Below are 12496 nucleotides of genomic sequence, written 5' to 3'. Positions count from 1 at the left end.
GCTTTATTTTTGTTTCAGATGAATAACTACTTCCTTCACACTATTCAACACTGCCTGCGGTGGCACACTTTGCCGCACCGCATAACCTTGACCTTTAATCACGATCTTTTTACCAGTAATATCGGCTAATTTTAATAAATCGTTTTTCGACCAACCATGAACATCAGGCATAGTCATTGCGCCATTGGTTAACAAAATGACACGTTGATCAGGTGTCACAGCTGCTTTAGCACTCGGCAACTGTTGGACTACCTTGGAACCGGTGCCGACAATACCAACCTTTAACTGTTGCTTTTGTAGCGCTTGTTGCACCGTAGTTAAATTTTGATTGGATAATTCAGGCATCGTAATTGCAGTATTATCCGATTGTACATTTTCTATTTTACCGGTTCCTAACAATCGTTGCATCATCGGATTAAAGACTTCAGACAACATTTGTTCAGGAGCCTTAGTCATCACACTAGGTTTCTCCATCGTAATATAAACTAAATACTTAGGTGATTTGGCCGGTGCTAAGCCAGCCACCGAATATAGATAATCATTACTGCCAGTTAAATAGCCGTTAGTCCCCGAAATTTGTGCTGTCCCCGTTTTAACTGCAACATCTTGACCAGGAATTTTATAAACTGTGCCCGTACCGTAACTATCTTGGACCACTTCGCGCATTGCAGCTAGAACCTGTTTAGTCGTTTGGTCCGTCACTGGCTGTCCAACTTGTTTGGGTTTAATCGTTTGAACAGAACCGTTATTGGGATTTTCAATGCGACTAACTAGTTGGGGCTGCATCATTTTGCCATGATTACCAATTGCGCCCAAAGCTTGCACCATTTGCATGCCGGTAACCGAAACACTTTGACCAAAAGCAGTAATGGCTTGATCAGAAGCATGCTGAAAATTAATTTGACCAGCTACTTCACCAGGCAAATTAATATGCGTTAACTGGCCAATTTTAAATTTATGCATATATTTTAGCCAAGTTTTCGCACCCATTTGTTGCTCCAAAGCAACCATTCCGACATTACTCGAACGTGGAAAAGCTTGATTAAAGGGGATCTCGCCCCACCCACTGGTATTCCAATCATGGATAGTTCGTCCGCCAATAGTGATTGCCCCGGAACGATAATATTGATTAGGATTGTAATGATGTGAGTTAATAGAAGCTGCCAAAGTCAAAACTTTAAAAACTGATCCTGGCTCATAGCTATCTTGTAAATTAATATTTCGCCAAGAATGCATCAGATTATTCTGAGTTTGGGGATCAAAAGTCGGTCGCTGTGAAATAGCTAAAATATGTCCTGTTTTAGGATCGGTCACAATAGCCTGCATGGATTGAGGCCGATATTCTTGATAAACCTTGGTCAGTAACTGTTCTAAATAGTGTTGATAATTAACATCAATCGTCGTATAGACGTTATCCCCTTGCACTGGCAGCACTGTTTTCTTATGCGTTTGTGGCAGTGTATAACCTTCAGGATCAGTATAACGAACCTCATAGCCATTTTTACCTTGTAAAATCTTATCATAAAAACTTTCTAATCCCATTAGGCCTTGATCTTTGGCGCGCTGAGCGTGACGACCAACTTGTGCTAAACCAATCGTATTAGACGCAAAAGTGCCGTTAGGATATGATCTATCCGGTACTGCATCAAAATAAACCCCCGGGAGATGGTGTTTCTCAATTGCTTTTTTAACACTCAAACTAATCTTTTGACCCGCTAAACCAAATTCCACTTGAAACACATGCCGGTTTTGGGGGTGCAAGATTTGTAAGATTTTTTTCTGACTCAGTGGAATATACTGACTCAAAACCTGAGCCGTATGTTTTTTGTTTTGAACATATAGAGGTTTACCACCAGCTCCTTTATATGTATGATCCAAAACAACAAATAATTCGTACGATTGATCACTATAAGCAATCTTAGAACCATCATCCGCATAAATATTGCCCCGCTTAGATGATAGAACTCTTTTATGGCGGTATTTTTGCTCTGTGCGCCGTGTTAAGTCAACACTACCGACATGCCCACTCAGTGCGATGTAACTAAACCGCACCAAGCAAACTATAAAAAATAAGGCAATGACAAGAAGGAAGAATCGGCCGATAATTCTTCGATCACGTCTTGCCTTGCTGATATTGATTTTGTCATTATTAGAATTAAACTTTTGACTCATTTAGAAATATTCCTAATATTATCAGAATGTAACTGTAAATTGTGTTTTTGAGCAATCTTTAACAGTCGACCTGAATTACTTAACTCAATAATTTCTTGATGTAAATCTGTGTTCGAATTTAATACTTTTTGGGTTTGTTCAGCCAGGTCCTGGGCATGATGCTGCTGAACAATTGTCTGTGTTCGTAAATGAACCAAACCATACATCATGATAATTACGATTAAGCCAATTAAACAAACCAAACTTTTTTCAAACCCGGAAAAAGGCACACTTTTAGTGTTTAATTCTACAGCTGTTTGTACTTTATTAGTTTGAGTTTTAGTTTCAGTTAAAGAGTCTAATTGACGTACAGTATTGGGTTCCATTCAACTATCTCGATTCCTAATCTTGTTTATTTAATCTTTTGAGCTACTCGTAAATGCGCACTATGAGCACGGTGGTTTTGTTCAATTTCAGTTGAACTAGGTAAAATCGGCTTTCTGGTAATAACTTTCAATTCTGGTTGCATTTCTGGAGGAATAACCGGTAAATCGCGTGGAACATTAACTTCACTGTGACGCCGAAAAACCTGTTTCACAATTTTGTCCTCTAATGATTGAAAAGTAATGACACTCAGAAAACCGTTTAATTTTAACAAATCAATCGCCGCTTCTAAAGATTGATCTAACGATGCTAACTCATCATTAACCGCAATTCGTAAAGCCTGAAAAACTTTTTTAGCAGGATGCTTCTTCATTTTTCGACGTGCTGGCGCTGGCAAACAAGCTTCGATTAAATCAACTAATTCAAAGGTCGTTGTGATTGGTTGGTTTAAACGCTGCCGAGTAATTGCCTGGGCAATGCGCTTAGCAAAACGTTCATCACCGTAACGTTGAAAAATGTTTGCTAGCTGAGCAGCTGAATAAGTATTAACAATTTGATAAGCATCTAATTCTTGGCTTTGATCCATCCGCATATCTAATCGCGCATCGTAGCGATAACTAAAGCCACGTTGAGGATCGTCAAACTGTGGTGAAGAGACCCCCAAATCGTATAAGATCCCATCGACCGTCGTAATACCTAACGCTGCTAGCTGCTCTTTTAAATCCGCAAAATTAGCCATCACTAATTCTAAATGATTATCAGTTTCTTCATTAGTTGTTTGACGTAAAGCTTGACCTGCTAAAATGGCTTCTTGATCACGATCAAAAGCAATCACTGTTAAATGATGACCCTGACTTAATAAATAACGTGTGTGACCGCCACGACCAAAAGTGGCATCAATATAAACACCACCATCATGAACTTGTAAAGCATCGACAGTCGGATTTAAGAGCACTGTTTTATGTTGGAACATAATACCACCTAAAAATAATTATTAATATAAAAGTAAGATTCTACATTAAAGATAAACCGAACAATCATTTAATTAAAAATAATTTTGTCACAAATTATCTGTAAAAAAAAATAACTCACTACTATTAAAAGTAGGTATATTGGTCCCACTTCTCTGTATGAATGTTACCACAATCTCACTTTTAGCACCACTAATCAGTAAAAAATATTCTAATTTAGTCTTTTTTGTCAAAAAACTATCGCTAATAGTCCGAACATATGTTCATGATTAGTGATAGTTGCTTTTTTCTGAAGATTCAAGTAAGATAATTCCAATATGAAAGATTTCAGGTGAAGTTTTTTGAAGAAAAAAAAGAAAAGTGTTTTTACTATAATTACGCAGATTTTTGTTTGGGCCATGATTATTGTAACCATCGCTGGTGTAGTAATTCCTGCTGTCATGGGTGGTTTCTAAACTGACCAGAAGAAAAGGATGAGGTCGTATAAACTTCATCCTTTTTTATATTACTACAAGTTTACTCAGAAATATCTTGTTGAAACCATTTCTCGCTCAATTTTTTCAATTGACCATTGGTTTTTAATTTCCGCAAAGTTGAATTAATCAAATGCTGCGTCTGCGTATCTTGTTTGCGCATCCCAACTGCAAAACTTTCAGTGGGAAACGGCGTATCCAAAATTTGAAATTGCTGTGCATTTTTAGTATGGGCTAAATAGTATTCAGCAAACACCCGATCAAATAAAAAGCCCTGAATTCGTCCTGCTTTTAAATCCAAAAAACCATTTTCGATATTATCATACAAAACCGGCGTTTGATTTTTAATTTTATTCTTCAATAAACGCGGTTGCTGCATTAAATCGGAATAACCCACTGAGCCAGATTGGGTTCCTAAAGTTTTTCCCGTTAATTGCTTAATTTGGTGAACCCCTGAAGCCTTTTTGACAACGATAACTTGTTCATCTTTTAAATACGGCCGTGAAAAGGCAACTTTCTTAGCACGTTGCGGCGTTTTAGTATAACCATTCCAGATTAAATCAATCGTTCCGTTGCGTAATTCCGTTTCTTTCATGGACCAGTCAATCGGTTGAAAAATAATTTTTCGATGAATGGTTTTGCCAACTAATTTGGCCAGATCAACGTCAAAGCCAGTTAATTGGCCCGACTTTTTCACAAATCCCATAGGTACATAAGAATCATCCAAGCCCACAATTAATGTATTATTACTACTACCAATCCGGTGCGTGTTTTGCTGACACCCGCCAACAAATACTAACAAGCTTAATAAAATTAAATATTTACAAATTTTTTTCATTTGCTTGTCCTCAACTCAAATGTTTGATCAGAAACTTGCTGAGCAAAATCTAAATCGTGCGTCACAACTAGTTGCGTCATTTGGTCGGCCTGAAATTTGCGTAATAAGTTAGTGACTTGTTGCCGATTCTGTGCGTCCAGTGCGCTCGTCGGTTCATCGTAACATAAAATTTTGGGTTCTAAAATTAAAGCCCGGGCAATTGCTACTCGTTGTTTCTGACCTCCGGACAATTGAAACGGATAAAGCTTAGCTTGCGGTGCAATTTGTAATAAATCCAACAGCTCTTGAGCTTTTTGCAGAGCTTGTTGTTTCGAGCGTTTTTGAACTTGAATGGGGGCCAGTAGTAAATTATCTAAAACACTTAAATTAGGAAATAGTCGATAATCTTGAAAGACAACCCCCACGTTATTTTGACTATGATCTTGCGGTGTAAACGGCTGTCCGTCCAAGAAGAACTCGCCGTGATCTACACTTTCCAATCCCAGAATAGTTCTTAATAACGTGGTTTTACCAACCCCACTGGGACCGACAATTGATAGTATTTGTCCGGGCAATACTTGTAAGTTAATATTGTCTAAAACTAATTTATCGCCAAAAGTTTTAGTAATTTGTTTAAGTTGTAATTTCGGTTGTTTATTCATAGTATGAAAATCTCCGTTCAATCCAATTTTGTATTAATGTCAAAACCCCTGTCATAATTAGATAAATAATACCAACTAAAATTAAGGGGACCAACGTGACGTCACGCGCTGTGGCCACATTACCTGCCCGTAATAAATCACCAATTCCTAATACATAAACTAATGACGAATCTTTGATCAAGTTAATAACTTCATTACCCATGGATGGTAAGACGATTTTGACTACTTGTGGCAAGATCACAAAGCGAAAACTTTGCCATGACGATAATCCTAATAAGGCTGTTGCTTCACGCTGATCTTGACTAACCGCCTGCAACCCCCCACGAAAAATTTCAGCAAAATAAGCTGTATAATTTAAAATAAAAGCTACGAAAGCGGCTGTCATCCGTTCAAAAACAATGCCAATCGTTGGTAATCCATAAAAAATAAAGATTAATTGGAGCAATAATGGCGTGCCCCGCATCAGCCAAACGTAAGCATCTAAAATCCAACGTAATAAATGCCAACGACTTCGTAACCCTAAAGCGACAATAATTCCGAGAATAATCGAACAGATTAAAGTCCCAATGAATAACTCCACGGTTACTTTGGTGCCACTCAATAATGATGGTAAAATTTCTCCAATATATTTCATAATTTCTCCTTCAACTAAAAAATCCCCTTGAGTTAAAAAACTCAAGAGGACGAAATTTTCCGCGGTGCCACCCCATTTTTTGCCAAACTCACATTTGACAACTTAGGCAGTTATAAACTGCACAAAATAACGGATGCTAAACCGAACGGGCTTTAAACCTTTTGACTCACAAGTGTGTTCTATGCTGTCACTAATAACTGTTTGCACCAACCACAGCTTCTCTAAATTAGCGCACATATCTATCTTGTTCATTGTCGCATAATTAAATATTTTATTTTTCATTATGATGAAATACTCGTCGCCAAAAACCGTCTTTTTTAGCAGTTGCTTGTTCTTGATTAAGACTAATCTCATTTAATGGAATTTGATCACCGAGAATCCGGTGAGCCAAATTCTGATAACCAACGGCCGCTGGATTATCAAGCTTCTCCTGCAATATTGATTGACCTTGATTAGAAGTAGCGATTACTTCATCATCGTCGATGATAACACCAATTAAAGGAATTGACAAGCGGTTTACGATACTTTGAATATCCATAGACTTACCATTTTTAATCATCTGTAAGCGAATTCGATTAATAACTAAATGCAGTCCGTAAGTTAAATTAGATTGCTCCAATAAACCGACCACCCGATCAGCATCACTAACCGCTGCCACCTCCGGGGTCGTGACCAAAATTGCACTATCAGCTACCGCCACCGCAGCTTTAAAACCCGTTTCAATTCCTGCAGGACAATCCAAGATAACAAAATCAAAATTTTGTTTTAATTCAGTAATAATAGTTTTAATTTTGGAGATATTTAAACTAGACTGTCCAACATTTTGTGAAGCAGCCAGTAACGAAAAATCTTGAGGATGATCGGGATGTTGAACCAACGCCTGCATCAAGTTAACGCGATCATTCAACACGTCATCCAAATCATAAATAATCCGATTACTTAATCCTAAAATAGCATCAAGATTACGCAAACCAACATCCAAATCTACCGCGCAAACTCGCTTACCGGCTTGTACTAAAGCTAAACTTAAGTTAGCACTAGTTGTAGTTTTACCGACACCGCCCTTACCGGAAGTGACAACAATTGACGTTCCCATCAAACTCCCCCTAATTTAAAATAATTTCCATTTGTGGTCTAATCTTCAATAATTGATCAAGTGAAGCTGTTGTTAACGAATGCAAATCGTTGACATAGAAAAAAGACTTAGCATCAAACTTCGCATCATCAATATCCGACACAATTTGAATCAAATCACAAATTCGAACTTGACTAGCATGCGTCATATCACCCACGACCACAGCTGTATCATTATTTGGATAACCCGCACACACAATTCCTTCAATAGAACCGATTGCAAAAACACTACCAGCAGCGCGAATTTGTGCGCCTGCATGGACGTCACCTAATAACAACACATTTCCCGGGTAATTCATAATTTGTCCAGAACGGATAATCCGCGTTTCTAATTTCAATTGTCCTTGAAGCAAATGTTGTTGTACAACACTTTTAGGAATCACCTGACTGATAATTTGCTGTAACTTAAATACTGGAAACTGCGCAATCACCGCTTTTAAATCTTTTTTTTGTTGTAAATTTAACCACCGAGTTTGAGTATCGACCGTTAGATCTAGCGATTGTTGCGTGGGAGTCTGCGTTTGAATTTGCTTTAATAACTCCTGTACCTGGATTAAAGCTTCTGAAAAATCACTACCGTCAATAATTTCTAAGAAATAAGTTTGACCTTTTCCCTTCAAAACTGCACTCTTCATACTAATCTCCCCACTTATTTTACATCAACCAGTCTAAAACTTTGGTCAAAGGATAATACAAAATGACAAAGAAGATGGAATTAACTAACAATGTTGGACCTAACCAATCAGTGACAAAATGCGCAATATCTACTGTAATTAAACTTAAAAAATTACCAATCAAAAATAAATAAATTAAAGAAACCGTCAAACTGATAAAGTAAATACACCATTCAAAAATAAGCGTTTTCGGCACAAATTTCCGAATCTTATTAGTCAACCAGCCCACTAGTGGTAACACAATAGTGTACAAACCAAAAATATGTGAATAATAAGAATCATAAACAATTCCTAAAATTAGAGTATACCAAAACAAGTGACTGTCCACTTGTTGATCGCGTAAAATCATCATAACAATAATGATGAGTAAGATCTGCACTGAAACTTGAAAAGACGGTAAATTAAAGACTGCAAAAAATTGCTTTAACAAGCCGTCCAAAAAAAAGCCGACTAATAATAACAGTACTTGCAAAATATATTTAGTAGTCTTATTTCTCAAATCAATCTGTTTAAACATCTCGACTAATAACCGTCACAATCGTAAAGTTATTTAAATCTGTTGCTGGTTTCACATAAACTGAAGAGACTAAGCCATAATCATCCTTTTTCATGGCAACTACCTTACCAACAAACAAACCACGAGGGGTCAAACCACCCAGACCAGAAGTAACCACTTGTTGACCGGTTTTAATGCCTTTAGTAGAAGTGACATTGGTCATAACTAGCAAATTATTGTCCTTATCGTAACGCCCAATAATTCCGCTCGCATCATTACCATGTGGTTTGACAATTTCGACCGCAAATTTATTACTTAATGATTTGTCAGTGGAAATTAAACTAACCTTGGAGTTAGTCCGATTAACTTCAATAATTCGCCCAACCAAGCCAGATCCGGACATCACCGGCATATTTTTTTTCAAACCAGCAATCGAACCTTTATTAATAATTAAATAGTTTTGCCATTCATTAGGTGATCTTGCTGTCACAGCAGCCGATATCTGATGGTAATCAGTTAACGTCTTATTCAATTTAACTTGCTTTTTTAAATCTTGATTTTCTTTTTTTAAAACACTATTTTGTGCTTTCGTTTGTGCTAAATCATCAATTTGTTTTTTCAAATGCCGATTTTCTTGATACGTCTTTGTTAAATCACTGATTTCGCTTCCCCAACTCCGTACCGTATTAGCAGGATAAGCTATCACGTTACCAACAACACCAATTGTATCATTTCCTAACTGATGGATGACTGATGGTTGTGACTTACGATCACTAAAAGTCACTGAAGCAGCAATCATGCCGAAGGTGGCAATGACTACTAACATGATGATAATCAACTTTTTATTAGAAAAAAAGTTTCGCATTGCAAACCTCCAGATAATTAAAAAAGTGGGCTACCCCACCTATTATTTATTACGCTTCATTACTTCCAGATTTTTCAGTGATTCACCAGTTCCAATGGCCACACAATCCAAAGGATCCTGTGCCACAAAAACGGGAACTTTCGTCGAATCCGAAATAACATCCGCCAAATTCTTTAATAAAGCGCCGCCACCGGTTAAAACAATGCCATGGTCAATAATATCTGCGGCAATTTCTGGAGAAGTAGCTTCCAAAGTTTCTTTAATAGCTGTCACAATTTCTTCAATGTCTTCATGAATCGCGGTCGCCACATCAATTGCTGACAAGTCAACGGTCTTCGGCAAACCACTGACTAAATCACGTCCCCGAATGCTCGTGTCTCCCAATTGTTCTGCACTTTGTAATGAAGCTGAACCAATTTCAATCTTGAGTTGTTCAGCAGTCCGTTCGCCAATTAACAAACTGAATTGTTTACGAACATATGCAATGATGGACTCATCAAATTTATCACCAGCCATTCGAATAGAACGACTCGACACAATGCCACCTAAAGAAATAGTTGCCACATCAGTGGTTCCACCACCAATATCGACCACCATGCTACCGGTTGGATCCATAACTGGTAAACCAGCACCAATGGCTGCAGCAAACGGTTCTTCAATTAGATAAGCTTCCTGAGCACCAGCATTTTGTGTAGCTTCAATAACTGCTCGTTTTTCTACTTCAGTGACGCCGCTAGGGACACAAACCATCACATCAGGTTTGGTATTGCCTACTGCTTTATCCAAAAAGTACTTCATCATGGCTGCAGTTGTATCATAATCTGCAATAACCCCATCTTTCATCGGCCGAATGGCTTTAATACTTCCGGGAGTTCTGCCAATCATTGCTCTAGCTTCAGCACCTACAGCAACGATTTCACCAGTTGCCGTCTTCTTGGCAACTACTGAGGGCTCACGCAAAACAATTCCTTGCCCATCAACATAAACAATTGTATTCGCAGTTCCTAAATCTATACCTACTTTTCGTGACCGCATTCCAAACAAAACACTATCTCCTTAAATAACAGTACTTAGTCTATCTATTAAAGTATATCATACAAAAATTTAATTCAAAAATATTTATTGCATTATCTTTACAATAATTCTAGTCGTTGAAAACTGCTAAATTGATCGTCGCCAATAATCAAATGATCCAGCAATTTAATTCCCAGCAAGTTACTACAATTTTGTAATCTTTGTGTAAAAATAATGTCCGCGGTAGATGGCTGGAGATTACCACTCGGATGTTTATGCGCAATTAACAATTGACTGCAAGGTAGTTGTAAAGCAAATCGTAAAATTTCGCGCGGTTGCGCAGCTGCTTGTTGTAATGAACCTCTAAAAATAATTTTTTCTAATAACAACTGACTTTGATTATTAAAAAAATAGCCGATTAACTCTTCATGTTGTAATTGACGCCATTTCGTTAATAAATGCTGCGCTAATTGTGCGATCGTTATTTTTTCTCCCACAACTAACTGCTGCTGGGCTACCAAACGTTGGGCTGTTTCCCAAAGAATTTGAAATTGAATAATTAAATTCGAATCAAATTGGCGCCATTTAAAATCAGTAAAATTATCTAATACTGCGAGATTTTTAAAATCATTACTTTCAAAAGCCACCATTTGCACAAAATGTTGCACTGTTTGTTGGTTAGTGTCACCAGCTAACAGCCTGACCAATAATTGTGATAAGGTTAAGTTTTGACCACCGCATTGCGCGAGTCGTTGCTCTAAGTTCATTTTCTTCACCTCAAAATAAACTATGCAAAATCAAAACTTTTCTTTGTAATAACGCAACACCTCTCCGGCAAAATGTAGTGAGCCACAAATTAATAAGATCTCAGAATTTTGTAAATCATGAAGTGCTTGTACTAACGATGTTTGCCATGATTCAATAAAAGTTGCGCTGGCCGGTAAACAATAATCTTGAGCAGTCGCTGCCCGGGCTTCTGGCATACTAGTCACCACAATTTTTGTAGCTACCGTGGCCAATTGCTGTAAAATTTTTTGATGCTGTTTATCATTCATCGCAGCATACAAAATTTTTAACGAACGGTTTTTCCTAATAGGCTGTAAATCATTGATTAACTGTTGAATGGCTGCTAAATTATGTGCACCATCAACAATTACCAAGGGCTTACTTTGTAAAACTTGCATCCGTGCTAACAAACCGGGCACTTTTAAACTAGCCCGAATGACTGCCGGCTGCGGATTAGAAATTAACAAATGATACGCTTGTAATGCTAAAGCAACGTCAATAATTTGTGATTGCGCACAAGTTTTTAATTGCAAATCTTTATAAACAAACTGTTTATTGGACCAAGTAAAATTAGTCTTTTGCACAGCTTGAACGTGAATATCAGTTGCTTGAAAATCCTTTCGCCAACTATAAACTGGGGCCTTTAATTGGTGCGCCCGCTGTAGAAAAACTTGTTGCACAGCAGGAGTTAAAGCCCCCAAAATCACTGGCGTCTGGGGTTTAATAATTCCGGCTTTTTCTTGAGCAATATCCAATAGTGTCGGACCAATCAAAGCAGAATGATCCATGGCTACATTTGTCACAATCGATAGCTCAGGTGTAATCACGTTGGTTTTATCATGTTGTGCCCCAATTCCGACTTCAATAACACCATAATCTACTCTTTCTTGGACACATAATAAGAACATCATCACTACTAAAAATTCAAATTCAACTAAATAAAACTGCTCATCTAATTTCTGTAAATCACTCACTGCTTGTTTGACTTGATTAGTCAAGGCAATAATTTTTTGAGGAGTGATCGGCTGACCATTAATTAAGAAGCGCTCGGTAAAGTCTACTACATATGGTGAAGCAAAAGTGGCGACTTTTTGATGACTCTTCACTAATAATTGTGTTAAATAATAACAAGTAGTCCCTTTACCGTTAGTTCCTGTGACATGGACAGTTTTGATTTGATTCTGGGGATTATCAAAGTAGGCTAAAGCCCGCTTAACAAACATTAACGTATTTTGTTGATGCAGGTGGGGCAAGCTGTGAATGTAATCTAATGCCGCTTGATAATTAGTAATCAATGTCATTACTCCTTTTTTACTACACAAAAAAGAGGCGAGACCAGCGTGCCTTTCCACCGCTATGCTTATAATCACAATCGTTCGCCAGAAGCCTTTTGTGCACTTGGACTACAATTAGTGACTAAGACCTTGGTCTCAAC

The 12496-nt window shown here is 37.7% G+C and carries 14 protein-coding genes; 1 reads left to right on the top strand and 13 read right to left on the bottom strand.

Features of this window, described 5'->3' with window-relative positions; translation table 11 throughout:
• Positions 1 to 3: 3 nt before the first annotated feature.
• From AC3B6B_RS06200 to rsmH, 3 genes are read right to left on the bottom strand one after another with little or no spacing between them, the layout of a single operon-like run.
• Positions 4 to 2172: a penicillin-binding transpeptidase domain-containing protein gene (locus AC3B6B_RS06200; RefSeq protein ID WP_489757818.1), complete on the bottom strand. Its 2169-nt coding sequence runs from the start codon at positions 2170 to 2172 to the stop codon at positions 4 to 6.
• Positions 2169 to 2537, bottom strand: coding sequence for a cell division protein FtsL (gene ftsL, locus AC3B6B_RS06195; RefSeq protein WP_489757817.1), 369 nt, complete (start codon positions 2535 to 2537; stop codon positions 2169 to 2171). Before ftsL ends, AC3B6B_RS06200 begins: the two co-directional genes overlap by 4 nt.
• A 26-nt stretch (positions 2538 to 2563) precedes the next feature.
• Entirely contained in the window at positions 2564 to 3511 is a 948-nt protein-coding gene (rsmH, locus tag AC3B6B_RS06190) for a 16S rRNA (cytosine(1402)-N(4))-methyltransferase RsmH (RefSeq protein WP_489758053.1), read from the bottom strand.
• A gap of 336 nt (positions 3512 to 3847) precedes the next feature.
• Here rsmH and AC3B6B_RS06185 point away from each other — a divergent pair, with 336 nt between their 5' ends.
• On the top strand, positions 3848 to 3961 hold the full coding sequence (locus tag AC3B6B_RS06185; RefSeq protein ID WP_489757816.1) for a DUF4044 domain-containing protein: 114 nt from the start codon (positions 3848 to 3850) through the stop codon (positions 3959 to 3961).
• Positions 3962 to 4022: 61 nt separating this feature from the next.
• Here AC3B6B_RS06185 and AC3B6B_RS06180 read toward each other — a convergent pair whose 3' ends face one another.
• The 10 genes from AC3B6B_RS06180 to AC3B6B_RS06135 form a co-directional block, all read right to left on the bottom strand.
• Entirely contained in the window at positions 4023 to 4817 is a 795-nt protein-coding gene (locus AC3B6B_RS06180) for an amino acid ABC transporter substrate-binding protein (RefSeq protein WP_489757815.1), read from the bottom strand.
• Entirely contained in the window at positions 4814 to 5458 is a 645-nt protein-coding gene (locus AC3B6B_RS06175; RefSeq protein WP_489757814.1) for an amino acid ABC transporter ATP-binding protein, read from the bottom strand. The genes AC3B6B_RS06180 and AC3B6B_RS06175 overlap by 4 nt, the downstream gene beginning before the upstream one ends.
• The gene (locus AC3B6B_RS06170; protein WP_489757813.1) at positions 5451 to 6092 is read right to left on the bottom strand and encodes an amino acid ABC transporter permease; all 642 of its coding nucleotides are present in this window, start codon (positions 6090 to 6092) and stop codon (positions 5451 to 5453) included. The genes AC3B6B_RS06175 and AC3B6B_RS06170 overlap by 8 nt, the downstream gene beginning before the upstream one ends.
• A gap of 271 nt (positions 6093 to 6363) precedes the next feature.
• Positions 6364 to 7188, bottom strand: coding sequence for a septum site-determining protein MinD (gene minD / locus AC3B6B_RS06165; protein ID WP_489757812.1), 825 nt, complete (start codon positions 7186 to 7188; stop codon positions 6364 to 6366).
• A gap of 10 nt (positions 7189 to 7198) precedes the next feature.
• On the bottom strand, positions 7199 to 7861 hold the full coding sequence (locus AC3B6B_RS06160) for a septum site-determining protein MinC (RefSeq protein WP_489757811.1): 663 nt from the start codon (positions 7859 to 7861) through the stop codon (positions 7199 to 7201).
• A gap of 19 nt (positions 7862 to 7880) precedes the next feature.
• Positions 7881 to 8417: a rod shape-determining protein MreD gene (gene mreD / locus AC3B6B_RS06155; RefSeq protein ID WP_489757810.1), complete on the bottom strand. Its 537-nt coding sequence runs from the start codon at positions 8415 to 8417 to the stop codon at positions 7881 to 7883.
• Positions 8410 to 9261: a rod shape-determining protein MreC gene (gene mreC, locus AC3B6B_RS06150; protein WP_489757809.1), complete on the bottom strand. Its 852-nt coding sequence runs from the start codon at positions 9259 to 9261 to the stop codon at positions 8410 to 8412. The genes mreD and mreC overlap by 8 nt, the downstream gene beginning before the upstream one ends.
• Positions 9262 to 9303: 42 nt before the next feature.
• Complete coding sequence (locus tag AC3B6B_RS06145; protein WP_489758052.1) at positions 9304 to 10296, bottom strand: rod shape-determining protein; 993 nt, start codon at positions 10294 to 10296, stop codon at positions 9304 to 9306.
• Positions 10297 to 10394: 98 nt separating this feature from the next.
• On the bottom strand, positions 10395 to 11042 hold the full coding sequence (locus AC3B6B_RS06140; RefSeq protein ID WP_489757808.1) for a JAB domain-containing protein: 648 nt from the start codon (positions 11040 to 11042) through the stop codon (positions 10395 to 10397).
• Between the two features lie 30 nt (positions 11043 to 11072).
• Complete coding sequence (locus tag AC3B6B_RS06135) at positions 11073 to 12356, bottom strand: bifunctional folylpolyglutamate synthase/dihydrofolate synthase (protein WP_489757807.1); 1284 nt, start codon at positions 12354 to 12356, stop codon at positions 11073 to 11075.
• Positions 12357 to 12496: the final 140 nt, after the last annotated feature.

The sequence above is a fragment of the Bombilactobacillus sp. ESL1197 genome (assembly GCF_058107145.1).
Note: the sequence above shows the minus strand (reverse complement) of the source record. Positions and strands in the feature narration are given on the sequence as shown.

Excerpts from the sequence above, each read along its gene's own strand:
- AC3B6B_RS06200 (WP_489757818.1), bottom strand. The coding sequence starts at position 2,172 with ATGAGTCAAAAGTTTAATTCTAATAATGACAAAATCAATATCAGCAAG.
- ftsL (WP_489757817.1), bottom strand. The coding sequence starts at position 2,537 with ATGGAACCCAATACTGTACGTCAATTAGACTCTTTAACTGAAACTAAA.
- AC3B6B_RS06180 (WP_489757815.1), bottom strand. The coding sequence starts at position 4,817 with ATGAAAAAAATTTGTAAATATTTAATTTTATTAAGCTTGTTAGTATTT.
- AC3B6B_RS06175 (WP_489757814.1), bottom strand. The coding sequence starts at position 5,458 with ATGAATAAACAACCGAAATTACAACTTAAACAAATTACTAAAACTTTT.
- AC3B6B_RS06170 (WP_489757813.1), bottom strand. The coding sequence starts at position 6,092 with ATGAAATATATTGGAGAAATTTTACCATCATTATTGAGTGGCACCAAA.
- minD (WP_489757812.1), bottom strand. The coding sequence starts at position 7,188 with ATGGGAACGTCAATTGTTGTCACTTCCGGTAAGGGCGGTGTCGGTAAA.
- AC3B6B_RS06160 (WP_489757811.1), bottom strand. The coding sequence starts at position 7,861 with ATGAAGAGTGCAGTTTTGAAGGGAAAAGGTCAAACTTATTTCTTAGAA.
- mreD (WP_489757810.1), bottom strand. The coding sequence starts at position 8,417 with ATGTTTAAACAGATTGATTTGAGAAATAAGACTACTAAATATATTTTG.
- mreC (WP_489757809.1), bottom strand. The coding sequence starts at position 9,261 with ATGCGAAACTTTTTTTCTAATAAAAAGTTGATTATCATCATGTTAGTA.
- AC3B6B_RS06145 (WP_489758052.1), bottom strand. The coding sequence starts at position 10,296 with ATGCGGTCACGAAAAGTAGGTATAGATTTAGGAACTGCGAATACAATT.
- AC3B6B_RS06140 (WP_489757808.1), bottom strand. The coding sequence starts at position 11,042 with ATGAACTTAGAGCAACGACTCGCGCAATGCGGTGGTCAAAACTTAACC.